Raw genomic sequence first — 24,625 nt, 5'->3', positions numbered from 1 at the left:
TGTCATTCTCTTTGTTTTTTATAATTCAAGAATATTTCGTAATTCTGCTTCTGAGAATTTTGTAAAATTAGCACTTTCCGAATTATTATTTAAAACGGCATTGATTACCTCTTGCTTATTATTTTGAATTGTTAAAATTTTTTCTTCAATGGTCCCTTTTGCAATCAACTTTATTACCTGAACAGTATTTTGTTGTCCAAAACGATGAGCACGGTCTGTTGCTTGATTCTCTACCGAAGGATTTCATCATGGATCAAAATGAATAACAACATCTGCTGCTGTTAAATTTAAACCAACTCCACCAGCTTTTAATGAAATTAAAAAAACATTAATTATTTTATCTTCATTAAACTTTTCTGTCATTAGCACTCGACTTTCCGAGCGAGTTTTTCCGTCTAAATAAAAGTATTGTAAACCTATTTCTTCCACAATTGCTTTAATTCGTTTTAAAACAGTAGTAAATTGTGAAAAAATTAATATTTTATGACCACTACCAGCAAGATCATCAAAAATATCTCGTAATGCATCTAATTTAGCACTTTCATTTTGATATTTTTTATCTAAAATACTCGGGTCACAACAAATTTGACGTAATTTAGTTAAGGTAGCAAAAATTTTTAAACGATTTTGTTGGTATTGCCCTGCCGTTAAAATTTTATTAATTTCTTCTCGCGCAGCATTAGCATATGCAGCATAAATTTTCTTTTGCCGTACTGTCATTTCCACTAAAATTTTATTTTCAATCTTTGGTGGTAATTCACTCATTACCCCTTGTTTTAAACGACGCAAAATAAACGGTGCAATTTTTTGTAATAATTCTTTTTTAACTGCTTCATTTTGTTCACGAATAATTGGAATTTCATATCGCTTTTGGAATTGTTGATGTTGTAATAAAAAACCAGGTAAAATAAAATTAAAAATTGATCATAATTCAGTTAGATTATTTTCAATTGGTGTACCTGTCAAAGCAAACCGAATTCCTGTTTTTAAAGTATTAACTAGTTTTGCATTAATTGAATGTGGGTTTTTAATATGTTGTGCTTCATCTAAAAAACAATATTGAAAGAAAATTTGTTGATAATAATGAATATCACGTCGTAATAATGGATAAGAGGTAATCACCACTTGCCCTTGCGTAATTTTGGTAAATAACATTTCACGCGTTTTTCGTTCACCAGCAATAACTAGTGTTTGTAACATAGGTGCAAACCGGTCAATTTCCGTTTTTCAATTATAAATTAATGCTGCTGGAACAATAATTAAAACTGGTGCCATTTGCTGATTTAATTCATATTCTTTTAAGATAAAACTAATTGTTTGTAATGTTTTTCCTAATCCCATTTCATCTGCTAAAATACCACCAAAGCCTAACGAAGCTAAAGTTTTTAATCAAAAATAACCTTTTTTTTGAAAATCGAACATCATTGATGTTAAAGGTGTTGGAACACTAAATTCATTTTGTTCTAAATGTTTAATTTTTGTAATTAAATGATCAAAATCAAGGTTAAAATGACAATTGAACTCAGCTCATAAATCTAAGTTATTGTAAACTGTTAATGCATGATATTTTGAAACTTGCAATTTTCCTTGTGCAAATTGTTCTTGCTTAAAATTAAACTGATTAATTAAGGTTGCAAATTTTTGCAATGTTTGTTCTTGCAAATCAATAATGCTACCATTTGTTAACTGATAATATTTTTGATTATGATTAATCGCATTTAAAATTTCACCTAAATCCGAATAATCAAGTTTTGAAAGTTTAAAATCAAATTCTAACCAGTCGTTATTTTGATTAACATTAATTGTACTACTTGTTACTTTAAAATCAATTAAACGAACATTTTTAAAATTATCAGTATAAAAAATTTGTGAAAGTTTTTCTAATGTTAAAATATCTTTTGATAATAATTTTAAAACATGTTCTAATTCATTTAGTATAAAATAATGCCCTTTTTGAACAAAACCAAGTTGCTTACAAAATGTTAAATATTCTTGCTCATGATAAACATTTCGTAAAACAATTTTATTGTCATTATTTGATTTATTTAGTAAATCAAATGTTATTGCTCCATAGCGAAAAAGAGGGCGTAACATAATTTCTTTGTTTTTAAAATCAAAATAGCTTTCAATAACTAATGGTGTTTTTTCTAATGAGTTTAAAATTATAGGGTCAATTTGAATCGTATTATCTGGATAATCTAATAATGCAACAATTTCTTTAATAACATCATTAGTTTGTTGGGGAGTAAATATAATTTTATTGTGTTTTGTTAGTACCATTGTTTGATAAATTGGACCTAATAAAAAAGTATCTTTATGATTTAATAAAAAAATTTGCTTAGCATCAAATAGACTTTGTTGAGATGATGTTAAAATAATTGGATTTTCTTTTTTATTAATAATTTGAATAATATTATCTTTTTGTTGAATAGATAAAGATGGTTGATATTGCTCAACACTAATTTTAACATCAGAATATTCTTCACCATCAATTATTAGCTTAATTGTTTCACCTTTAATGTGACTTAAAAATTGATCAGTTTGTGATGATGAAAACCCAAAACTTTTTGTAATTGATACCCCATAAAAATCCATTTTCTGTGTTTGTAAAAAACTACTAACATTAATAAACTCTTGTTGCAAAAACTTAATTACTTTTTCAGCAAATGGTGAAAGCGTACTTTTATTGGGATAAAAAATAAATTTTTGTGAAATTTTGTAACCTTTTATATAATCTGAGTCAAGGGCATGTTTTGTTAAAAAAATCAAAAAATGATAAATATTTTTAATAACAAATAATTGCTCACCTTCATATCCTAACTTTAGTTGTACGGCTGGTGGTTGTTGCAAAGTAGAATCAATAATTAAATTACATTCACAAGTAATAATTCGTTCTTTTAAGGCATAGGTTTGTTTATTTTTATTAATAAATGTTGTTAATAGTTGATCAGTTGCTGTAAAAAATAATCGTCATGTAAGTAAATTATTGTTTGATTCATAAAAAGCAAAAAGCAAAACAGCAATAATATGCTGACAAATTTGATGTTGAAAATTATAGTCAATACAACTACAATTTTGCCGTGTTAAAAAAGTTAAATTATTACTTAAAGCAAAAACAACATTAACATCATAATAATCCCCACTATGTTTTGTTGCTACTTGACAATAAATCATTAATTCTTTTTCATCATCGGAAGTTTGCTGTTCATCAATTTTTAATAACGTTATTTTTTTCGTTTGATATAACTGTTCCGCATTATTAAATGTTGCTAACCTCGTTAAACTCCGAATGTATTCAAGACTAAAACTTTTCATTTTATATAGGCTCCTTTAATAAAAATAATATTATTCTTTAATTATAATACATTTTTACCTAACTAGTAAGATGGATTAATATTTTTTAGCATTAAATTATAAATAATAATAGGGTTCAATGAAGACCTATTCTTGTTCATCTTGAACAAAAAATTTTGCAGTAAGATATTTGTCTGTTAGCATTGTGTTATACTGCCCAAAACCAACAAAGGAATATAATTTTAATCCTAAATTTGGTCATTTTAAATTAATTTTATTTTGTAAAAACAAGTATTTTGTAATTGTACTATTTTGCAGATCTCGCACTAATTTACTAGCTATTGTCATTACTCCTGGAATTGACCAATAAAATATCTCTTGATCAGGTAAATATTTTGTTAATTTCCCATAACGAGTCCCATCCTCATCCGCTAAAATAACTTGTTTTGTTTGATCAAATGTTAAATATCCGGCCTGAAAAGCAATAATTCGTAACTCACCTCGTGATAATAAAAAATTAGTTCGGCCAATAACTGATAAGACTTGTTTTACAGTATAAGTAGACCCTTGTAACAATGGTGTTGTGGTAGCAGAATACATTTTTAATGTTTCATGTTCTAATTTATATTGTAAAAGCAACAATAATTCAGCCACAATAACTTGATGTTGTTCAATAAAATAAGTTACTAAATCAGGAATGGTTAAATAATTTGGAAATAATTGCGTAAAAACATTCATACTTGTTACTTCATATAATAATGATGTTATTAATAAATTATCGTATTCAAGGTTAATAGCATCAGCAGCAAGCGTTTGACTTAAACGTAAAATAAAATAATTAATAATTGGATAACTATCTAAAAATAAAAATTGTTTTAAAATATTTTTATTTCGATTAGTATTATTTTCATTTTGACGATAATGCGTGATATTTCGGCCAATTTTAACATAAAAATCATTAACATAATTATAAAATTGATATAAGGATAAATCATAATCATATAGTAAATGTTTTAATCCTGCTTCATGATATTTTTGATAATATTCACGAATATGGGTTTTAATTCGAGCCCGATTATCATATCATTTTCGTAAGTTATTTAAAATAATTTTTTGTGAACGTTGTTCTAAAGTAATTGTACAATTATAGGGCAAACCTTCATTAGCTAATAATCCCTTTATTGACGTTAATTTTGGATCATATAAGTTTTTAATACCAACAGTAATATCATATTTACTATCAATATTACTAATTAAATCATAAACTTCTAATCGACTTTTTAATTCTGTTTTACGAAGACCTCGCCCAAGTTGTTGTAAATAAACTGTCTTTGAATTTGTTGGTCGTAATAAAATAATAGTATTAATTTCAGGAACATCAATTCCTTCATTAAACATATTAACAATACATAAATAATTAATTCGTCCTGTTTTAAATTCATGTAAAATCCGTGTTCGGTGATCACGATTTTCAGAAGTTAAGTAATCTGCACGTAAATGTTTTGTTCGTAAAAATGTTGCTACTAATTTAGCATGTTCAGTCGTAACACAAAAAATTAATGCGACTGGTTTTGCATATAAACCAATATACTTATCAATCATTTTTAATAATAATTCATTTCGAGCCTTAGTATTTAACTTTTTAAAAAGTTCATTATCAGCGTTTAAATCAACCCCAGTTAAATCAACAGTATTGTCATCAATACAATAATAATCAAATGGGCATAATAAACGTTGATTAACTGCATCTCATAGTCGTAATTCTTCCGCATATTCATCAAGAAAATATTTTTTGATTGACTTACCATCTTCTCGTTCTGGTGTTGCTGTTAATCCAAGTATTTGTTGTGGTTGAAAATAATTAAAAACTTGGTCAAAGGTAGCAGCAGCAATATGATGTGCTTCATCAAAAATGACCACATCAAAATGATCTGCAGCAAACTGTGGCAAGCGAGTTGCCATAGTTTGAATTGTTGCAAAGACATGCGTTTGATTCTGTGTTACTTTGCCCTCATACATTACTTCCCCAAAAGTTTGATCCATTAGGACATTACGAAAAGTTTGCAATGCTTGGTCTAAAATTTCTTTTTGATGAGCCAAAAATAACAACTTCAAAGTTTGATGATTATTTTCTTGTAATTGGTGTAAATAATCAAACGCAGCAACAACAGTTTTTCCAGTTCCCGTTGCCATAATTACTAAATGTGCTTTCTTGCCACAGCGCCGACGATATTGTAATTTTGCCACAATTACTTTTTGAAAATCATATAAATATTTCCGAATGGTTAAAATTTCATTTGCAGTATGATTAAACATTGTTGTAATTCGCAGTGATTGATTTTGACTAATTCGTTCTAATAAATAATTACGTGCTATTTCATCATTAAAATCAACTAAAACTTCATTTCATAAATGTTCAAATTCAGCAATTATTTCCGTAACTAAATTAGGATTATTTTTTGCTGTTAATTTAATGTTTCATTCTCGCCCAGTAACCATTCCTTTATAAGTTAAATTTGAAGAACCAAGAATGACAGTTGAAATACCATGGAATCGCTTAAAAAGCGAAGCTTTAATATGAATTCGTTCACTTCGTTTTTCTAGATTATCTTCAACTTTGATTTGGATATTATCATAAGTTGTCACTAACCGGGTCAATTCTAATAAATTATTGTATTCTGCTAAATCATCAAAAGTTGTCGTAATAATTCGAATTGGAATTTTTTGCATTCAACAATGATTAATTGATGTTTCAATTTTATTAATGATTGCCTTTGAAATAAAAGGAAAGACAAAGCACACTTCATCAGCAGTACACATTTCATTATTTAATTCAACTAATAATTTTTGCTGATTTTGATTTGTAAAAAACTTTTCTCCCATTTATTTTCATCTCTCTTCTGGTAATTATTAACAAAATAAGTAATTATAAAATTATTTACTGAATAGTTATAATGTCAAATTGATTTAATCATGTAAAACATTCTTTTAATCAAATAATATCAGTTTCAATTTTTGAAAGAATATCTTGAATAATATTATCAAACTTTCCGGAAAATTCTACTGTTGTTAAGGCCATTGTTTTATCATTTCAACTTTTAACTAAATAAGATTGAAATAATAATGTTAAAACCCCTTCATCAGCATCAATTGCTGGAATGGTTGGTGCTTTTCGTGCTAAAATAAATAAATTTTTTCGAACTTGTGGCGTTAAAATTGCTTTAATTGCCCGTTCAGATGTACCACCAACTAAAAATTTTTCTTCAAATAAATTATCTTGTAAATTAATATAATTTAATGGATTAAAAAACTTGGTTGTTACCCCTCGCGGTTGGATTGTAAATTGCGCTGTTAATTTGTTATGTGGCTGGACTGTCAAAATTGGAATACGATAAAATTCTTCCTTATCAATCTTATTGTTAATTTTAGTTGGAACCTTATGAGTAATTGTTTCAAAAGAAATATTGCCACTAGAATAAGTTAAATTAAAAAAAACAATTTTAGTGTTATTATTAAAATTAATTAAGTCTGTTGGTAATGGTTTAAATATTTTAGTAATCCCTAATAATGTTAATTCAGAAGTAAAATATTCGCCTAATGCTAAATTATAAATTGTTACTAAATCAATTTTATCCATAATTTTATCGGATAATTTTAATAATCATGTTCATTTAACAATATAATAACAAACTATGATAATTAGCACAATTCCAATTAAGAACATTAAAATAGGAATTCATATTAAAGTTATTTTAATATTTTTTACTACAAATAAAATCACAATAAAAATTCCCATAATACTAAAAAGGGTCCTAAAAACATCATTCAACGAATAATTAATTGTAACCGTTTCCTTGGAGGTTGAAAGGAAATATTATTATGGTAATATTCTTGCAATTGATCATTAATAATTTTTCGACTTACTATTTTTCAATCATTATTTCTTAACTTTTCAATCATTTTAGTTTCCTCTTCTATTGCAATAATTTTTAATATGAAATTTCTTTTGATAGTAAAGTTATTTTAAAAGTAAACTTGCTAGTAATTAATTGACTATTTTCATTAGCCAGCACCGTAAATTCAACAATTTCTCCCGGTTTTTGTTTATCAGTACTTTTGTCATGATTATTAGTAATTTTAAAATCATCATTTTTCACAATAATTGAAAATATTGTTTGAATTGTTTTTATTACTTCGCTTATTAAATTAGCATTTTTGTTTAATTCTTGATAATTAGCATCCGGATTTGCAATCAAACCAATTTTTGTTATCGTAACTAAACTTATATCTAATTTTTGTAAATCAACAATAAAATTAGAACTTCCTTTAATTAAATTACTACTTTCTGTTGCTTTAACTGTAAAATGTACTTTTTGACTTGGCGCCTGTTTTTTCTCAACTTCTTGATCATTTGTAACAACAAAATCGTTTGTTGTAATTGTAATTTGTAATTTATTATTAATTGTGCCAATAATAGCATCTAATATTTCTGGATTTTGGTTTAACGCTTGATATGTTAATCTTGGATTTGGAATAATTAACATTTTGTTAATTTCCACACTAGAAATATCTTCGCGTGCTAATAAAGTATTACTAAAAGTAAATGAGCCTTGAATTAAACTACTACTTGCTGTAGCAGTGACGGTAAAAGTAACAACCATATTAGGAACTTGTTTATCTTGAGGAACTTGGTCATTTGTTAAAATAAAGTCATTATTCGAAGCAGTAATTGACAAGCGCTGATTAATAGCATTCCGAACTGCTTCTACAATTTCCACCTCATTGTTTAAAGCGGCATATGTTTTTTCTTCATGTGCTGCTAATTTTAAATCATTAACAACTACTGTTTTAATATCCTGTTTATTAACATCGGTTACTTTAATATTAACTTTGTAAGTACCACCTAAAATAAAACTTTCTTGTACTAAATTTTGTTGATCAAATTGAATTGTTTTATCAGGGAGCGCTAATTTAATAATAATATTAATAATTTTATCACGAGTAACAGTTGTTGTCTTGTCATTATTAATATTTTTATTATTATATCAAATTTCATATTTAGCAATTTTAACTGCGCTTGGATCTTGTTTTAGATTATATCGAATTTGCATAAAAGTATGAAGATTATTAAGAATTTCAGGTCCTGTCTGATTAGTATTAATTTGAAATGTTTGTAAAATATTTTTTTCATATTGTTGTGGCGGATTACAAGCAATTAAATTAAAACTAGGTGGCATTATAATTCCCAAACTAGTTAACATTAATAATATTTTTTTCATTAATAATCTAACTCCTTTTGTTTTTTACACATTATTCTAAGTTAATTATAAACAAAAAAAAAGAATTAAAAAAGTTTTCAATTTTTAATTGAAAACTTTTTCATTATAAGATTTTCAAATTATTACTCATGCTCATCTGAGAATCACAAGTCAAAATGAGATTGACCATTCGTTTCATAAACAATTTTGGCATTAGTTTTTGCTGTAACTTTAAACTTAACATTAGTAAAACTCAATTTAAAGTCTACAGCAGTTAAAATTTGGGTTAAGTTAGGAGTCTTATCTTTCCCAATAATTGCTCTGAAATTTTCTCACTTACCATCTTTTTTAAATTGTAATTTAACCATTCCAGCGCTCATTGTAACATCATTACTTCTTAATTCCGTATTACTTACTCCAAAATCACGTAAAGTATTAGAACCAGCATAAATCATCAATTGTGGACCTAAGAAAAAATTAATTTTAGGAAGAAAACCAGCAAGTAAACTATTAATTCTTTCTCATGTACTTGGTTGAACAAGATTTGTGTTAACAGCATCAATTCCTTCGTCACCTTTTGAAGCAAAAATATCTAAGATGCTCCCAATTAATAACGTTGGTTTTAGCTTAAGTAAAGTTTTAATTTTGCTTTGGTTAATTTCACCGCCAAACAAAGGAACATCTAATGAGAATCGATATTTACTATCCGTTTTTTTGTAATGATTTCGATAACCAGTTAAAGCATGAAATGCTAAACTATCTAAATTTGTATTAGTATTTTGATAAAAATATTCTGTTTCACCAAAAGTACCTTTAATATTTTCTTTATAATTGTTCATTAACTGGTGAGAATAAATATTGTATTAATGGTAAGACTGTATTATGCGTTGATTCAATTTTTTCTTTTCCTTCTCTAATAAATCATTGCAATAAAGCAATTAAATCAGGAGCCATATTATGTAAAAGGTCTTTAACTGTTCCTTTTCCAACAAGTGTTTGGTCAAAAGAAATATCTTTATTAAGATAACCACTAATATCAAATTTTAGAGTATTCTTAACATTCTCAACAATACGATTTAATACTGTATCAAATTTTTTAAGAAAATCTGGTTCATTAATTTTAGGTAAATCAATGTCCATAATTTCATGCTCTGGTAAAGGTAACAAACTAATAAAAGTATATAAATCAGCAAAAGTTATATTTACCCCTTGTATTAATGGTGGTAATGGTAAATTAATATTTTGTAATTTCCCACTTGTATTGTCAATTTTATTGACAGTATTTTTTAAAAGAATTAACTCATTTGTAACTCATTGAATTTTAACATTGAATTGTTCTTTGTCTTTTTTTGAAAATACTAACACTAGCAGTTCCATTAACAACATCTAAACCTTTTTTAGTATCTTGCTCTTGTAAAATATTTAAAGTATTAACTTGTGCTATTTTTTCATCTGAATGATTATTATCAATAATTTTTGGTTGCACAAATGTTGTATCATTTGTAACGGTTAATTTATAACTTCCTAAAGTAACAGGACTACTTAACTCTGCTGTTAACTGTTCGCTTGTTACATTTGATGATGAAGCAAAAAATGGTGTTTCAACATATTGTGACAACTCTCGCTTAATATTTTCAAGATTTGCATCTTCTTTTTTTAGTAGTACATGCTGTAATCAAAGCAGCATTTGATCCAACTAATGAAATAGCTCCTAAAAAGGCTAGTAACTTTTTCATTTTCTTTCCTCCTTATTGTAGTTCAGTTTTGAGTAAAATAAAATATAAATTTAATATTCATTTAAATTATAGTTAAAAAACCGTATTGTTATTTAAATATAACAAACGAACATATCTACCTCAACTAAAATTTTAAACTCTTTTTTATCTGAACAAAGGATTAAGAAAATTTATCAGAATTACTTTTAAGAGTTGCTAAATAATTTATACAAAATTAATGTGCTCATTTGAGGTATATTAATTTTACTCTTTTACAATTTATTATGAAAACGTTTAATAGAACTAAATTAATCACGAATTACTAATTCATTTTGAAGCTTCATTACTTTTTCTGCTCCCAAAACTCGATCAGCAATTGCTAAAGCAAAATTCATTGTTGAACCAACTGAAGCACCAGTAATAATATGACCATCAGTAATAGCAGCAATTTCATTATTATAAATTGCCTTGTCCATTCCTTCTGTACATCCAGGATAACTTGTTGCTTCTTTATTGTCTAAAATTCCTAAATGCCCTAAAATTTGGGGCGCTGCACAAACTGCAGCAATTGTTTTCTGAGCATTATTAGCTTTTAATAATCAATCTTTTAACATCTCATTTTTTGCAAGATTATCAACACCAATTCGACCACCTGGTAAAATAAAACCATCATAATCTTCATATTTAACATCTTCAATTAATTTATCAGCTTTAATCGTAACATCATGCGATGAGACAACTTCTAATGCTTTGGTAATACTAATTAATTCTAACTTAATGCCTCCTCGTCGTAACACACCGGTTGTAATAATTGCTTCACCTTCTTCAAAGCCTGTTGCTAAAAACAATGCAAATTTCATAAATAACACCTCTTTTTCTCTTGGTAATTATAATATAATTTTATATAATTGTTAAGAAAAAAAAGGAAAAGGTGTTATGCATGGGATTTTTCTCAAAAGTAATTTATAAATTTCATCGAACAAAACATAAACGAAATAAAAAATATTATTTGTTAAAAAATCGTAAATCATTAATTGTTAATAGTATTCCACAAGACATTAATATTCATGTAATTAAAACTTTTCGGGAAAAATTCACAAGTTTAATTCAACCAAATGATATTACAATGAAAAATGGATATTTATTACGTAAAGTACGTGGTTTTAATAGTTTTGGAATTTTTTATCAACTTGATGTCATTTTTTGTAATAAAAACTTTGAAGTTATTCACACAATTCAAAATTTTGGGCCACAAAAAATGAGTCATTATTTTCCACAATGTTATTTTGTCTATTGTCTTGCTCCTGGGATGATTAATTTTTTAAATATTAAACCAAACGATATTTTACGAATTATTTAATTTATCATTAATATTTTTAAAACTAAGTTATAATATAAAAAATGTCAATGTTTAAAAGAAAGTAAGTTATTTATTCCTAGTTCTAAAAAGTTTTTAAGAGAAACAATTAATTTAATTAAAAATAACGAGGATGGCATTAAAAATACAACATTATGAAACAATATTGGTTGTCATATGGAGGGTGATGTTTCCCATTATGCTAAGAAATAATATTAAGGATTTTAAACAATCAGAAAAACCACCAGAAAATAATAGTATTTTATATAATAATTTTAATAAAACTAAACAACAAAATTTACATCTTTATTAATTTTATTTTTAAGTTAAATAATTTTAATAAAAATGCATTTTTTGTTGTGATTAAATTTAAAAAATATAAAAATTTGTTGACAATAAAATTAAACATGGTATATTTAAGTTAAGTATGTGGATTATTTATTCCATAATTTCTTAAAATATATTAAATACTCTTAAATAATTTATACAGCCAATTATAAGGTTAATTATTAATGTTATAGGAAAGATTTAAAGTCGTATTTTAAAATATCACCTTTAAATCTTTTTAATTTTGTGAAGCTTAGTAATACTTGTTTTATAAGGCATTTTAAAGTATAATCATAGTTAGTGGAAATAGTAATAATAATTTAAGGAGCAAGTAACATGGATGATAAACTGATTGAAGATAATACTGATTTTCTAATAAAGTTCACCCTTGAAAACTTAGAACTTTTAAAAAAATTAAAAATTCAGCTTGATCAAGAAATTAGTCATTTATATGAATTAGCAAAACAAAAAAAGCAGTCAATACAGCATTTACAAGAAAAGTCAAAACATAATTATAGTAAAATTAAAAATAGGAATGATTTTAAAAATTTAATTCAACATGCTTTATTGGAAAAATATATTGATGAAATTTTAAATCGATTTATGTTTCGAATTGATACAATGATTTTACAATATAATTTATCAGAAAAATATAGTAAGATTATTAATCCAGTTGAAATAAATGCACGAAGTGTATATTTAACAATTAAAGAACAAAAAAATTATTCAACTAAAGAAATGTTAGAATTACAAGAATTACTAAAAGAAGTTAATGCGCCATTAGTTGAACTAGTTAAACAATATAATGAAAAAATTAGTCAAATTAATGCTAGCAAAGTTTTAATTGAAAAAATAACATTAGAAGAAGTAACAAATGAGTATATTGATTTTTTCTTATTGGATGATAAAGGTTAAAAATTTTATTAATTTTACCTTTTTTTCTTTTTTTGTTTAAATATAGAATTATCTTTTGTTTTGTTATAATAATGATATAGAAATGAGGCGAATATTTATGGAATACAAAATTCGTAGTAAAAATATTATTATTACTGATGCAATGGATCAACATTTAGTTGATACTTTTAATAAATTATTAAAATATAAACAAGTTAATGAAAATGACCTTGTTCATGTTGATATTGAATTTACGAAAGAAAATAATATTGTAATTCATACTGCAATTGATATTAGAGGGCGAAATAATTTTTTAAAAGCAGAAGTTCGCAATAGTGATTTTTATAAGGCAGTTGATCAAAGTTTATATAAAGTTGAAGAACAATTACGAAAAATTAAAGGAAAACAAGAAGACCGTCATAATAAAAATCAGTCATTAGGGAAATTTTATAGTGAAGTGAATGATGCAGAAGAGGAAAACCTTGATCTTGAATAATGCTTATAAATAAAAAATGTTTAACTAAATTTGGTTAAACATTTTTTATTTTTATAATGATTACTTGTTGCTAATTGTTGTACTTACTGCGTTTGCTTTATTAACACGAATTGCTCTAATTCCTTCTAATAATCATATTAACGCACCAATTAGAGCAATTAATTCACCAACAACAATTACTCATGTTGAAACTTCTTTTGCTGAAGTAATAATTGCGCCAATCATTCCAATAATTGCAATAGTAATAAAAATAATTCCGGCAACTAATTTAGCAATTTTATGACGAATAAAGGTTGCAACACAAATAAATAAGAAAGCGGTAATCAAAATAATTGCACCATTATCACCATTATTATTGTGAACAAAAAGTTTTATGTTAACATTAACGCTTGGAAAAGAATTTAAGATTGCTAAGATAAATAATCATAACCCAGAAATTCAAATCATTACTTTTTGGAATGTCACAGTAATTTTAATTGTTGCATATTTCATTTTTGCCATTGTTTTACCTCCTTAACCATAACATTTTTGTCTGTATAAATTATTTTGGGGTATTTACTATATTTTAAGAAATTATGGAATAAATAATCTACATACTTAACTCAAATATACCATGTTTAATTTTATTGTCAACAAATTTTTATATTTTTTAAATTTAATCACAACAAAAAATGCATTTTTATTAAAATTATTTAACTTAAAAATAAAATTAATAAAGATGTAAGTTTTGTTGTTTAGTTTTATTAAAATTATTATATAAAATACTATTATTTTCTGGTGGTTTTTCTGATTGTTTAAAATCCTTAATATTATTTCTTAATTTTAGCATACTAGTATTCAATTTATTTTTAACAGTTTTTTCGCTATAAATTCCTTTTTTAGAAAATATCCCCTTACCATAACGGGAAACATCGCCCTCCATATGACAACCAATATTATTTCATAATGTTTGATTTTTAATGCCATCCTCGTTATATATTTTTATCTGTTAAAAATTGAGTAAAATTAGTTTCTTTAACAGTATTTTTTTGATTATTCCGATAATTAATTATTCCGATAATTATTAATAAATTCAGAACCGTTATCAGTTCTAATTCGTGTTATTTTAACACCAAATATATTTTTAAAATCACTAATTGCTTTTTTTAACAGCAGCAATAGCATTATCAATACTTAATTTATCATAAACATATCCTAATGCTAATCTTGTTTTTTCATCAATAAAATCATAAACATAATACTTTTTATCAACTGGAAATTTACTTGGTACAAAATATTTAGCGCCCATCTGTAATAAACCTATTTCTTTAACTTCATATCTTAGATGTTGTTTTTTAATTTCTTTAATTTTATTTTTTATTTTTAATCATCTTTCATCTTTTTTAAGTCAACGAAAAAATGTTTTTAAATTTTTTGGTGCTTTATTTTTTAATTCTTCTCCATGAATTCCTTTTTTTAAATTATAAAACAAAGATAAAACACCACCAGCACACTTATTACAATATTCAAAATATAAATCACAAATATTTTTGCAAATATGATTACTGTATTGATAATTAATATTATGTGGTAACGTTGATTTTAATAATAATTCATCAAAATCATTATTTTTATATGCAATTAAAATTTTATTCGCTCAGAATGACTGCATAAAAAAAGTAGGGTATAAAAATATAAAGAAATTAAATAAGAATAATTAAACCATTTACTAAAATGGTTTTTTTATTTGAAAAAACCTAAAATAACTAATTGATTCAAAACAAGGACAGCATCTTTATATATTTATAATTTTTAAAATAATAAAAAGTTGTTTCCTTTCTGAAAAAAACAATATTAAATTAAGAAATTAATAAATAATTCATATACTAACTTAGTAAAGGTGTTGTCCTTGTTTTGTTTCACTTAGTTATATTAATAAATCAATCGTTAAATATTAGATTGGAGAAATTAAAAATGGAAAAAATCAATATTATGATTAAATGCAGTAAATGCGGAATGCCAAAGCGAGTTCATAAAGTTAAACATCGCGGAAAAACAGAATGATTTGAAGATATTTATTATAGTCAATATTAAATTTGATTTATAAAAATGAAAATTATTAAACAACAAAAAATATGTGATGTTATTAATTGTTATAAATTATCATCATTTATCACCGAAGAATTTGAAACAAATAAAATTTTATGAACTTGTGAAAATCACAAAGTTTTATTAAATCAAATTAAGTATATAAACAAAGAAAAAATTTGACTTTATAATAATTTGGGAAATTCAAGGATAGATGCTGATTGAAAAACTGGGTATTTAAAAATCTTTTTTAGTAAAATTAAATAATTCTAATATAACAAGATGAATAAATCATCTATGGCACACTAGTTATGTTATTTAATTTATTAATTTTAATTTTATATTTCTTTTATTAAACTTGTTAATAGTATTTTTCAGTGTGCCAATTTTTACTATTTTATATTTTTAATAATGTTAATAACAATGTTTATTAAACATTAAATAAACAATATATAAACATTAAATATAACAATGTTTATTAAAAAAAGGAGTGTGATTAATTATGTTAGGAATTTGAATATTTTTTATTAAACGTAAATGTCAAATTTGTCATTCTATTTTGAATAAAAAAATTGTTGGTAGTTTGTATTTTAAGTTAAATGTTTGTTCAATGCAGTGCAACCGAAAGCGAGTTGATTTGAGTAATGTATCAGAAACCAAGTTATAAGAAGAATATTAACGTAGAAAATCACTTTATTCGAAGAGAATTTATAGTTTTTAGAACAGATAAAGCTTCATTTATAAATTTACCTAATCATAATCGTCATATTGGTTTTTGATTGAGTAATAAGTTTATTTATCCGAGTGAAAAAAATTGTAATCAAGTAGCAATCGGTTTGATTTATGATAATTATTATTCTATTGTAAAATATGATGAAAATTTAAAGCGTAATATTTGAAAGAGTTTAACTGGAACGGAATTAATTAATTTATATAATCAATATAAACAAAATTACTCTACTAATATGAAAAAAGCATTATTTTCAAGTGAACCTAAAAAAGTAAAAACAAATAAAAATAATTTCACAAATTTAAGTGTTGAAAAAAAGAACAATTAATTAAAGACTTAAAAAGTTTAAATTAAAATATTCCCAAAAAAGTTTTAAATAATATACAAAGTTTTAAGATTATATATTAAATAGACATAACATATAAAGCTCACTGTATATTTTAAAACACAATAGTATAGTGCCTGCGATCACTCTTAAAGTGAAGCGAAAGAGAAAAGGGTGAAAAAATGTTTAAAACAAATTTAGGAAAATTAATAAATGGAGATGCTTTGGAATTTATAAAGACATTAGAAAACGATAGCGTTGATTTAATATTAACTGATCCGCCCTATTTATATAATTTATCAAAAAGAGAAAACGAACAAATAAATGAAAATAGAATATCAAAAAGTATAAATAAGTATATTAATGCTCTTTATGATAATAATTTGCATAATTCATTTTATATAAATACTTATTTAGATGAGTTTTATCGAATTTCAAAAACTAAATTTATGTTAATTTGAATGAATAGACAACAAATTATTATAGATTATTTAGATTGAGTTCGTAAAAAAGATATGCTTTATGATTTTATCCTTTGAAACAAAACAAATCCAATGCCAACTAATAATCATATTTATCAAGATAAAGAATATTGTATGATAATTTATTCTAAAAAACATCGAATTCCGAATTATAAAAATGATTATGAAAGTAAAAAAAACAATTTTTAATTATTCAATCGGAAAAAAATAACGGGACACCCAACAGAAAAACCATTATATATATTTAATCGATTAATTAGTAAATATAGTAAAGAAAATGATTTAATTTTAGATTGTTTTATGGGAAGTGGTACAACCGCCTATGCTTGTGAACAATTAAAACGAAAGTGATTGGGTTCTGAAATAAATAATGAATATTACAAAATAATTAAAAAAAGATTAAAAGATATTCAGTTTAAATTTGAATTTTAAGAGAAAGGAAAGAAAAAATGAATATTGCTTCAATTTTGGCTAAGTTAGAAAAAATAGAATTAGAACAAGAAAAACAAAAATTTTATTTAATTGCATTATCTAATTGTGGTTTGTCTGACTTACAAAAAACAGAATTATTAAACAACATTAATTTAATTGATGAAGAATATAAACAAAAACAAAAAGATAAACGGCAAGCTAAAAAAATAGGACTTAGTTATGCTAAATATAAAAAAATGAAAAAACAATAATTATTTTTTATTAATTAAAAACATAAATTATATAGCAGTTTTAATTGCGATGATGGTTGTATTATCCCAAGTAATGAGAATACAAATTATTTTAATTGATTATCAATTCCATTATTTTTAATTCCAGTTTTTATTAGTACTTTTATTTTAAATTGATATTGATGTTTATTTATTGGTTTTGTTGGTCATTTATTAGTTGATTTATCATTATGGGGTTTTACGCTAGGATCATTATGTTGAAATTTAGGAACTGGTTTATTAGCAATTTTATTAAGGATTATTTATTTAATAAAATGTCATAATTTCTGAAAAATTATCCTACTATTATTAATAAATTATTAATAAATTTAATAATTTATTTTCCAATTGATTTTATACTTTTTTGATTAAATCTTGGAATTTTAAATATAGAACAAATAATAATCGGAGTTTTAATTGTAAACACAATATGCTTACCAACTTTTTATTTATTAAGTATCAAAATAATAAAAAAAATTAACCAAGGAAATTTTTAAGGAGGTAAAGATGAAAAAGTTAAATAAAAAAATTATCAACAAAATAAATGAATTAATGCTTAGAAGTTATCCGGTTTCACAAGATGAAATTATTGATGAACATTGAGCATTAGGTAAACAAAATTAGGAGGAATTAAATTATGACTAAAAAATACTTATTAATTATTAAAAATGAATATTATACTACACATGCGTTTTATACATTAGAAGAAGCAAAAGTACGAGAAAAAATTGAAAATAATAATTATGGCTTATCAACGGCAATTATTGATTTAAAAGATATTGAATGAAAAAGGTAAATAATATAGAAAAAATAAAAAGAAACATTGCTAAATTATTAATTTCAATAAATGATGGTGAATTTGATGGATATGGGCAAAATACTATGAAGCAAATGATTTATGCTGAATTAGAAAAAATTTTTAATCAAATTAATAAAGAAAGTTTTTTAAAATGCGAAATATACAAAGAATTACAAATAAAGGAGAATAAATAATATGTGAAAAGATGAAGATGGCAAAGTTTACACAGAAGAATATTTATTAAATGAAGCATTAGAAGAATGTCATTCAGAAGAAAGTGCTTACGACTATATTGATACTTTAATTGCAGAAAAGAATTTGGAGGAAATTTAATAATGAGTAAGTTTATTTCACATTGTAATTATTGTGCTGGTTATTTTGATTTCTCAGATTATGATATCAAAAATAAACCATTAGAAACAATTAATAAATTTAAAATTAGAAATCATAAATATTACTTTAATAGTTATCAAGGAATTAAAAATATTAAAAATAAGGAGGAATTAGAAAATGAAAACATTACAAGATATGTTTAAAGATTTAACAGGAATTGATGTTGAACAAAATAAAATCAGTAAATATTTAGAAAGTGAAAAATTAGATTTACGATGTGTTAATTTAGGTTGTGCTGATTTATGTTATTCTAAATTACAAGATGTTGATTTACGTTATGCTGGTTTAAAAAATATTAAAATAACACGACAACAATTAGACCAATTAACTGTTATTGGGGAGGATAAATAATGGGAAAAAGAAAGTATTGTAAAGATTGTCAAGAAGACGGATTAAATATTCCTTATGATGGTTATTATTGGTCTTTTTCAGATGAAAGATATACACAAAAAGAAATTAATTTTATTGTTAGCGAATGTAATTGGTTATTTTTTTTATTAATAATGTTATTTAGACAATCAATTATTTCTTCTAAGTTCTCAATGTGACTTTTAATAATTTCATCGATATTTTCACATTTTGGCTCAAATTCTTCACCATAGTTATTACAAATCATTAATATTTTATTAATTTCTTTATCTTTTTCAGCAAGTTCTTTTTTAAGTTTTTCATTTTCTTCTTGTAGTTTGTTAAACTTTAATTTATTCTGTTATATTCATTATTTTTCCTCCTCACTAGCAATATGAAATAAGGCAATTAGCACATACATAATGCAATTTAGCTTTAAAATTTTGTCTTAATTCTCTAGAAGTACAACAATCACAATTGTTTAAAGGAGATTTTGAAAAAAGATTTATTGATCCAGTTCCAATTGGGTGTTTTCCAAGACCTTTAAGATATGTTTTAAAAGATAATTCAAAATATGACAAATTACCTAGTAAGGAGGAAAAATAATGGATGTAATAAAAAGCGAAAATCAAATAAATCAAATTATTAAAACAAATAAAGATTTAGATGATTTTAAAAATAAAGATGAATTTATTATCTCAACATTAAAAAAGTGTGTGGCAAATAATTTACTATTTTTAAAAAATATTGATAATGATTTAAAAAATTTGAATAATTTAATTAAAAATATTAACAATTTTCAAGTTAATAACAAAAGTGATGCAGATTATGGTACTGAATTAAAAATATTATTAAAATCTACAATTAAAAAAATAATAACTCCAATTGTTAATAATCGATCAGAATTTAAAACAATTGATAGTTTATGAAGATATATTATTAAATCTTTTGAAAAATTAGAAACAGATGTTATTCAAATTGAAATATTGACTAAACAAATTAATTGAATGAATGCGGCTGAAAATCAATTAAAAGAATTAAATAATAATAAAGAAAATAATTTAATTTCTGAAATTTTGAATAAAGAAGACATAAAAGTTAAAGGTTTAAAAACAAGATGAGATTTAAAAATAAATATTATTGATATTGAAAAAGTGCCAGAAAAATTTATTATTAAAACTATTGATGAAGAAGCAATTAAAAAAGCAATTAAAGAAAATAATAATGAAATTCCAAATATTAATGGTTTAGAAATATTATATGAAAAGAAACATCATTTTTAAAAATAATGCAATTTATTAGTAATAATATTAAATTAAGGCATCGTGTACGATACCAATATTTTAGGAGTTATCTAATCCTTAAAAAAGAAAAAAACAATTAATATTGTTTTTTAAGGAATGTTTTTAAAAATAAATTATAATTTTAAATAGTTACTATTTTTTAATTCAACAATAATTTTCTGGCAAAGATTATCAAACTGTGAATAGGAAAATGAATATCAATGCACATTTGTTAATTGGTGTTTAAACCATGTGATTTGTTTTTTAGCATAAAATTTATTAGCTTGAACCATTGCTGCTAATGTTGCTTCATATGAAAGCTCACCTTTTAAATAACGAATAATTTCTGAACAACCAATAATTTTCATACTTTGCTTTGTTAAATCATAATTACAATATTTATATGCTGCTTCAATTTCAGCAAATAAACCTTGCTCTGTTAACCGTAACACCCGATCAAATAAATATTGATGCAGTTCTGCTTTATCTGGTAATAACCCAATAATATATGGTTCAATATATCATTCATTTCGGTGATGATCATTACTTGATTTTAATATTCCTGTTTGTAAATAATATTCTAATGCCCGCCAAACTCGTTTTCGGTTATTAGGATGAATTTTAGTACTCTCTTGTGGATCAATTGTTGCTAATTTTTCTCATAAAGCATAATTTGAAACATGTTCATATTCTTTTGTTTTTAATAAATCACGACCCTGATCAGAAAATTGGTAATTCTTTAATAGTGCATTAATATATAACCCACTACCACCAACAACAATTGGAATTTTATTTTTATTTCATAATTGGGCTAATATTTTTCGTCCCTGCTGTTGGTACATCTTAATGGAATAATTATCATTTAAATCAATTGTTGATAATAAATGGTGTGGAATTCCAACTTGTTCAGATGGTGTTACTTTATTTGTTGCAAGATTTAACCCATTAAAAATTTGGGTTGCATCAGCATTAATACATTCGCCATTAAAACGCTGAGCGATTTTAATTGATAAAGCAGTTTTACCACTTCCTGTTGGTCCAACAATTAAAATAACTTTTTTCGCCACCATCAAAACCTCACTCATCTCTTTATAAATTTTATCGGATAATTTATTTTTTTCAAATTAAAAAACTAACATTCAACTGTTAGCCTTTCATTTATTTTTAAGATAACCCTGAACCGCTTTAAGTGCTTGGGTGTAGAGTTACTGATTTATATAGCGGTTAATAACCCCAAACACACCTTAACGTTATAATAAACGTAGAAAACTGTCCTTGCGGACAATTACATTTTATCACATTTTATTTCTTTTTAGCAAAAATAACAAATCTAGTGTTCGAATATTATTTTAGGTACCAGTTCAACAATAATTTTAGACTATTTTTAAAAATAGTTAATCATTAAACCGCTTAATTTAAAAGTATCTTATTTACACATTTATTAAAACATATTTCTTTAAAAAAGGGAATACTAAAATGAGAATATTTTAAAAATATTCTTTTTTTAATAAAATTACTGATTTTTTAACTACTATCTTACTGCTGTTATTTCTTTTAATACTTTACTAATACCAGTAGTACGATAATTCATTACAGGAATCCCTCCCTTTTTAGGTTCATATAATGAATTATTAGCATTATTATTTCACTTAGCCATTTTTATATTTTTCAATGAAATATCTTTATTTTCAAGCTCTTCATTAAACATTTCTTTAACTAAGTTTAATCCATTAATTTTTGCTACACGTAAAGCTAAAATGTTCCTAAATGAATCATACGAATATATCTTATTCCCATGGCCTAATTGTGCTTTTATTGTATGCGATATTAATGCTTCCGCACATGCACTTAAACATCAATCATATTTATACGCAATGACACCATCTTTGCGTTTTTTCAAGTATTTAATTACATTTAATAAATTATTTTGTTTATTAATTAAATTAGACTTATTTTTAAAGTATTCTAAATGAGTGACTAATTTTGTATATTCTCCATTTTTAAAAAGACCTTTACAAATCTTAAACTGCAATTTGTCATATTTACTTTTTAAATTAAATACTGTTCCAATTTTTCTAATTGCATGAAACTTATTTAAAACATATTTTGCATTTAAAAAAATGAGAAGTATTTTTTATCCAATCAGCACCATCTCCACATACAATAAATTGAGTATCAGGTGTAATATTATAATATTTTGACATTTCTTTGAAAAGTTCTTCACTATATTCTAATGTATTAATATTTGTAGCAGTTCTTAATAATTTACAATAAGCTTTTTTATTCAATAAAATTGATTTTCCGACTCTTTCATCTTCTGATATATGACCTTGATGAAAAAATGCTGTTCGAATTCGAAATTTCTTCTTCTTATTTTTTTTCTTTCAAAGATAAAAAAGTATCATCTAGAACAATATAAATATATTTTGATGATGTTTTATTGCTAAAATTATTACTTGCATTTTCTAAATTAAGATTCAATTTATTAATTAATCTAGCTATTGAAGAATATGAAAGACTTTTAACTGGAATCATATCATTAATATCTTTAATTCTTTTCCCATCAGCTACATTAGTTAATATTAATTCTTTTAAATCATGTGTAATTTTTTGATATTTTTCAAATTTTAAATCCTCTAGTAAAAGACATTTAAATCGTCATTTTCCATAATTTTTTGTTTTATATTATATGCATTTGCATCTCAAAATTTATAACGCCTAATTTTAATCTGAATATCTCCAAGTAACGTAATAAAACATCTTTTTTTTAAAACCTTTTGGCTTAAAACCTAATTTTCTAGTTTCATCACTAAGAAAAATTTCCTCATCACGTTTTAATAGATGATTTTTAATTTCAATAAGTCCATCTTTAATTAATTGCTCATTAATGTCAGAAAAAAATTGATATGGGTTGATACTACCAAGTTTATTAATAATATTCATATTTATATGCCCCTCATACTTGCCCTAATTTTTACTTGTATATATTATAACATTTTGGGTCTTTAATTAGGATAGGCTAAAATAAAAAATGTAGAAACCACATACATTTTGTATTTTTGGTTTTTACAGTTTTGGAAAGTAAATTTTTTTAATATTTTTAATTGAGGAGTTAAAATTATGCAAACAAAGCAATATTTTATTTTGCGGTCCCTAGTGAAAAAGTATGGGAAAGATATTGTTATTAATACTGTTAATAAGATTGCAAAAGATATTGAAATTACAAAGTAAAAGAATAAATTATCCGCGTAATTTATTAGCGGATAATTTATTCAATAGTGTTTTTAATGGAGCGGAGCGACAACGAGCGGAGCGAGTTTGCAAATTTCAATTTTTTAGTTTTTAGAGATGAGATGTAATATGCGAACTTGATTAACGACAATATTTAGTGTTGTTATTGTATTAGCAATTTTTCTTTATTTTGGTTTATTAATTTACCAAAAAATTCGTCAAATTAGAGGAAAGAAAAAAGATAAAAAAGAAATTGAAAGAAAGGAGAGTAATAAATAATGTTATGTATGTATTTAACAACAGCGTTTAATTTTTTAACAACACCTACACCTAAAACTATGACTGAGGGTATAACTGGTATTTGAACTGGTTTATCTAGTGCATTATGAAAAATTAAAGAAGGTATAACAAATATTTTACCTGAGATAATGGTTTTCTTAAATATTTATTATAATCGATTATATATCTTAGCTAAGGCACACTAGTTTTTATGTGAATTGAATAAATAATTTTGTTGTTTATTTTTGCACTATACACTGTCTACAAATTTATTTTTAAATAAATTTAATTATTTTGGTTATTATTGATAATGTTAACAAGATGAAAAACCCTATTATACATATAAATGATAAATCTATATTGTTTATTATTAATAATATTGAGTCTGTTATGAAAAATATTTTTTTAGTAGGATTTAATAAAAATAAGAATATTTCTATTAAGGGTCATACTAGTAATAGATTTGGGAAATAAATTTCTATAAATATTTTTTATAAATACACTTATTTTTTAAAAACTTGTAGGCAGTATGTAGTGTAAAAATATCAACTTAATTATATTTAAGGTATTATTATGGTTTTCTCTCTGTATAAAAATATTTATAAATTTATTAATTTATTAAAAATTCAAATAATAAATTTAAAAG

Annotated in this window: 35 protein-coding genes and 1 pseudogene; 19 read left to right on the top strand and 17 right to left on the bottom strand. The window is 24.2% G+C overall.

Features of this window, described 5'->3' with window-relative positions; all coding sequences use genetic code 4:
- Positions 1-18: 18 nt before the first annotated feature.
- From SCITRI_RS03690 to SCITRI_RS03650, 9 genes are all read right to left on the bottom strand, one after another.
- Positions 19-3,315 carry a DEAD/DEAH box helicase gene (locus tag SCITRI_RS03690; protein WP_071937272.1) on the bottom strand — a complete coding sequence of 1,099 codons (3,297 nt, stop codon included), beginning with the start codon at positions 3,313-3,315 and terminating at the stop codon, positions 19-21.
- A gap of 126 nt (positions 3,316-3,441) precedes the next feature.
- Positions 3,442-6,177: a DEAD/DEAH box helicase family protein gene (locus SCITRI_RS03685; protein ID WP_071937271.1), complete on the bottom strand. Its 2,736-nt coding sequence runs from the start codon at positions 6,175-6,177 to the stop codon at positions 3,442-3,444.
- A gap of 55 nt (positions 6,178-6,232) precedes the next feature.
- Positions 6,233-7,090, bottom strand: coding sequence for a hypothetical protein (locus SCITRI_RS03680; RefSeq protein ID WP_071937270.1), 858 nt, complete (start codon positions 7,088-7,090; stop codon positions 6,233-6,235).
- Entirely contained in the window at positions 7,060-7,254 is a 195-nt protein-coding gene (locus SCITRI_RS03675; RefSeq protein WP_071937269.1) for a hypothetical protein, read from the bottom strand. Before SCITRI_RS03675 ends, SCITRI_RS03680 begins: the two co-directional genes overlap by 31 nt.
- 29 nt (positions 7,255-7,283) lie before the next feature.
- Positions 7,284-8,573, bottom strand: coding sequence for a spiralin repeat-containing protein (locus tag SCITRI_RS03670; RefSeq protein WP_071937268.1), 1,290 nt, complete (start codon positions 8,571-8,573; stop codon positions 7,284-7,286).
- A 122-nt stretch (positions 8,574-8,695) separates the two neighbouring features.
- Complete coding sequence (locus SCITRI_RS03665) at positions 8,696-9,391, bottom strand: hypothetical protein (protein WP_071937267.1); 696 nt, start codon at positions 9,389-9,391, stop codon at positions 8,696-8,698.
- Positions 9,378-9,929 carry a hypothetical protein gene (locus SCITRI_RS03660; protein WP_164023983.1) on the bottom strand — a complete coding sequence of 184 codons (552 nt, stop codon included), beginning with the start codon at positions 9,927-9,929 and terminating at the stop codon, positions 9,378-9,380. The genes SCITRI_RS03665 and SCITRI_RS03660 overlap by 14 nt, the downstream gene beginning before the upstream one ends.
- A gap of 248 nt (positions 9,930-10,177) precedes the next feature.
- Positions 10,178-10,288, bottom strand: a complete 111-nt coding sequence (locus SCITRI_RS10525; protein WP_162302551.1) for a lipoprotein — start codon at positions 10,286-10,288, stop codon at positions 10,178-10,180.
- Positions 10,289-10,575: 287 nt separating this feature from the next.
- Positions 10,576-11,127 carry a DJ-1 family glyoxalase III gene (locus SCITRI_RS03650; protein WP_071937264.1) on the bottom strand — a complete coding sequence of 184 codons (552 nt, stop codon included), beginning with the start codon at positions 11,125-11,127 and terminating at the stop codon, positions 10,576-10,578.
- Positions 11,128-11,207: 80 nt separating this feature from the next.
- On the opposite strand from SCITRI_RS03650, the gene SCITRI_RS03645 reads away from it, so the two are divergent.
- The 3 genes from SCITRI_RS03645 (at position 11,208) to hpf (ending at position 13,341) form a co-directional block, all read left to right on the top strand.
- Positions 11,208-11,627, top strand: coding sequence for a DUF192 domain-containing protein (locus SCITRI_RS03645; protein ID WP_071937263.1), 420 nt, complete (start codon positions 11,208-11,210; stop codon positions 11,625-11,627).
- A 660-nt stretch (positions 11,628-12,287) separates the two neighbouring features.
- Complete coding sequence (locus SCITRI_RS03640; RefSeq protein ID WP_004028993.1) at positions 12,288-12,866, top strand: hypothetical protein; 579 nt, start codon at positions 12,288-12,290, stop codon at positions 12,864-12,866.
- Between the two features lie 97 nt (positions 12,867-12,963).
- On the top strand, positions 12,964-13,341 hold the full coding sequence (gene hpf / locus SCITRI_RS03635) for a ribosome hibernation-promoting factor, HPF/YfiA family (RefSeq protein WP_071937262.1): 378 nt from the start codon (positions 12,964-12,966) through the stop codon (positions 13,339-13,341).
- A 60-nt stretch (positions 13,342-13,401) separates the two neighbouring features.
- Here hpf and SCITRI_RS03630 read toward each other — a convergent pair whose 3' ends face one another.
- The 3 genes from SCITRI_RS03630 to SCITRI_RS03620 all read right to left on the bottom strand — a co-directional run bounded on the left by SCITRI_RS03630 (position 13,402) and on the right by SCITRI_RS03620 (position 14,992).
- Complete coding sequence (locus SCITRI_RS03630; protein ID WP_071937261.1) at positions 13,402-13,842, bottom strand: hypothetical protein; 441 nt, start codon at positions 13,840-13,842, stop codon at positions 13,402-13,404.
- A 208-nt stretch (positions 13,843-14,050) separates the two neighbouring features.
- Entirely contained in the window at positions 14,051-14,263 is a 213-nt protein-coding gene (locus SCITRI_RS03625; protein WP_071937260.1) for a hypothetical protein, read from the bottom strand.
- 210 nt (positions 14,264-14,473) lie between these two features.
- Positions 14,474-14,992: a hypothetical protein gene (locus SCITRI_RS03620; RefSeq protein WP_197735384.1), complete on the bottom strand. Its 519-nt coding sequence runs from the start codon at positions 14,990-14,992 to the stop codon at positions 14,474-14,476.
- Between the two features lie 437 nt (positions 14,993-15,429).
- Here SCITRI_RS03620 and SCITRI_RS03615 point away from each other — a divergent pair, with 437 nt between their 5' ends.
- The 14 genes and pseudogenes from SCITRI_RS03615 (at position 15,430) to SCITRI_RS03570 (ending at position 20,469) form a co-directional block, all read left to right on the top strand.
- Positions 15,430-15,675 carry a hypothetical protein gene (locus tag SCITRI_RS03615; RefSeq protein WP_071937259.1) on the top strand — a complete coding sequence of 82 codons (246 nt, stop codon included), beginning with the start codon at positions 15,430-15,432 and terminating at the stop codon, positions 15,673-15,675.
- A gap of 235 nt (positions 15,676-15,910) precedes the next feature.
- A complete protein-coding gene (locus SCITRI_RS10520; protein WP_167693719.1) occupies positions 15,911-16,075 on the top strand; it encodes a hypothetical protein in 165 nt (54 codons plus the stop codon).
- A pseudogene (locus SCITRI_RS03610) lies at positions 16,053-16,492 on the top strand (DUF3627 domain-containing protein). The gene SCITRI_RS10520 and the pseudogene SCITRI_RS03610 overlap by 23 nt, the downstream one beginning before the upstream one ends.
- Before the next feature lie 153 nt (positions 16,493-16,645).
- Positions 16,646-17,134 (top strand): DNA methyltransferase, encoded by a 489-nt coding sequence (locus SCITRI_RS03605; RefSeq protein WP_071937258.1) that lies wholly within the window; start codon positions 16,646-16,648, stop codon positions 17,132-17,134.
- Positions 17,135-17,377: a site-specific DNA-methyltransferase gene (locus tag SCITRI_RS03600; RefSeq protein WP_071937257.1), complete on the top strand. Its 243-nt coding sequence runs from the start codon at positions 17,135-17,137 to the stop codon at positions 17,375-17,377.
- A gap of 17 nt (positions 17,378-17,394) precedes the next feature.
- The gene (locus SCITRI_RS03595; protein WP_071937256.1) at positions 17,395-17,628 is read left to right on the top strand and encodes a hypothetical protein; all 234 of its coding nucleotides are present in this window, start codon (positions 17,395-17,397) and stop codon (positions 17,626-17,628) included.
- Positions 17,629-18,283: 655 nt separating this feature from the next.
- Positions 18,284-18,442 (top strand): hypothetical protein, encoded by a 159-nt coding sequence (locus SCITRI_RS09905; RefSeq protein ID WP_155522088.1) that lies wholly within the window; start codon positions 18,284-18,286, stop codon positions 18,440-18,442.
- Positions 18,430-18,639 carry a hypothetical protein gene (locus tag SCITRI_RS03590; RefSeq protein ID WP_071937255.1) on the top strand — a complete coding sequence of 70 codons (210 nt, stop codon included), beginning with the start codon at positions 18,430-18,432 and terminating at the stop codon, positions 18,637-18,639. The genes SCITRI_RS09905 and SCITRI_RS03590 overlap by 13 nt, the downstream gene beginning before the upstream one ends.
- A gap of 1 nt (position 18,640) precedes the next feature.
- Positions 18,641-18,778 (top strand): hypothetical protein, encoded by a 138-nt coding sequence (locus SCITRI_RS09900; protein ID WP_155522087.1) that lies wholly within the window; start codon positions 18,641-18,643, stop codon positions 18,776-18,778.
- A 2-nt stretch (positions 18,779-18,780) separates the two neighbouring features.
- Positions 18,781-18,981, top strand: coding sequence for a hypothetical protein (locus tag SCITRI_RS03585; protein WP_071937254.1), 201 nt, complete (start codon positions 18,781-18,783; stop codon positions 18,979-18,981).
- Positions 18,956-19,189: a hypothetical protein gene (locus tag SCITRI_RS03580; RefSeq protein ID WP_071937253.1), complete on the top strand. Its 234-nt coding sequence runs from the start codon at positions 18,956-18,958 to the stop codon at positions 19,187-19,189. The genes SCITRI_RS03585 and SCITRI_RS03580 overlap by 26 nt, the downstream gene beginning before the upstream one ends.
- Positions 19,189-19,440 (top strand): hypothetical protein, encoded by a 252-nt coding sequence (locus tag SCITRI_RS03575; RefSeq protein ID WP_071937252.1) that lies wholly within the window; start codon positions 19,189-19,191, stop codon positions 19,438-19,440. The genes SCITRI_RS03580 and SCITRI_RS03575 overlap by 1 nt, the downstream gene beginning before the upstream one ends.
- 223 nt (positions 19,441-19,663) lie before the next feature.
- Positions 19,664-19,792 (top strand): hypothetical protein, encoded by a 129-nt coding sequence (locus SCITRI_RS12125; protein ID WP_257785687.1) that lies wholly within the window; start codon positions 19,664-19,666, stop codon positions 19,790-19,792.
- Positions 19,792-20,469, top strand: a complete 678-nt coding sequence (locus tag SCITRI_RS03570) for a hypothetical protein (protein ID WP_071937251.1) — start codon at positions 19,792-19,794, stop codon at positions 20,467-20,469. Before SCITRI_RS12125 ends, SCITRI_RS03570 begins: the two co-directional genes overlap by 1 nt.
- Positions 20,470-20,603: 134 nt before the next feature.
- Here SCITRI_RS03570 and miaA read toward each other — a convergent pair whose 3' ends face one another.
- From miaA to SCITRI_RS03550, 5 genes are all read right to left on the bottom strand, one after another.
- A complete protein-coding gene (gene miaA / locus SCITRI_RS03565) occupies positions 20,604-21,539 on the bottom strand; it encodes a tRNA (adenosine(37)-N6)-dimethylallyltransferase MiaA (RefSeq protein ID WP_071937250.1) in 936 nt (311 codons plus the stop codon).
- Between the two features lie 461 nt (positions 21,540-22,000).
- Complete coding sequence (locus SCITRI_RS03560; RefSeq protein ID WP_071937249.1) at positions 22,001-22,501, bottom strand: hypothetical protein; 501 nt, start codon at positions 22,499-22,501, stop codon at positions 22,001-22,003.
- A gap of 58 nt (positions 22,502-22,559) precedes the next feature.
- Positions 22,560-22,874, bottom strand: coding sequence for a hypothetical protein (locus tag SCITRI_RS03555; protein WP_071937248.1), 315 nt, complete (start codon positions 22,872-22,874; stop codon positions 22,560-22,562).
- Positions 22,840-23,004, bottom strand: a complete 165-nt coding sequence (locus SCITRI_RS10515) for a hypothetical protein (RefSeq protein ID WP_162302549.1) — start codon at positions 23,002-23,004, stop codon at positions 22,840-22,842. The genes SCITRI_RS03555 and SCITRI_RS10515 overlap by 35 nt, the downstream gene beginning before the upstream one ends.
- 189 nt (positions 23,005-23,193) lie before the next feature.
- Entirely contained in the window at positions 23,194-23,412 is a 219-nt protein-coding gene (locus tag SCITRI_RS03550) for a hypothetical protein (RefSeq protein WP_071937247.1), read from the bottom strand.
- Positions 23,413-23,829: 417 nt separating this feature from the next.
- On the opposite strand from SCITRI_RS03550, the gene SCITRI_RS03540 reads away from it, so the two are divergent.
- Both SCITRI_RS03540 and SCITRI_RS03535 read left to right on the top strand, forming a co-directional pair.
- Positions 23,830-23,979: a hypothetical protein gene (locus tag SCITRI_RS03540; protein ID WP_071937245.1), complete on the top strand. Its 150-nt coding sequence runs from the start codon at positions 23,830-23,832 to the stop codon at positions 23,977-23,979.
- Positions 23,979-24,185, top strand: a complete 207-nt coding sequence (locus SCITRI_RS03535; protein ID WP_071937244.1) for a hypothetical protein — start codon at positions 23,979-23,981, stop codon at positions 24,183-24,185. The genes SCITRI_RS03540 and SCITRI_RS03535 overlap by 1 nt, the downstream gene beginning before the upstream one ends.
- Positions 24,186-24,625: the final 440 nt, after the last annotated feature.

Origin of the sequence: Spiroplasma citri (assembly GCF_001886855.1) — a bacterium.
Classification (GTDB): domain Bacteria; phylum Bacillota_I; class Bacilli_A; order Mycoplasmatales; family Mycoplasmataceae; genus Spiroplasma; species Spiroplasma citri.
The sequence above is the reverse complement of the archived record's forward strand: the minus strand, read 5'-3'. Positions and strand labels throughout refer to the sequence as shown.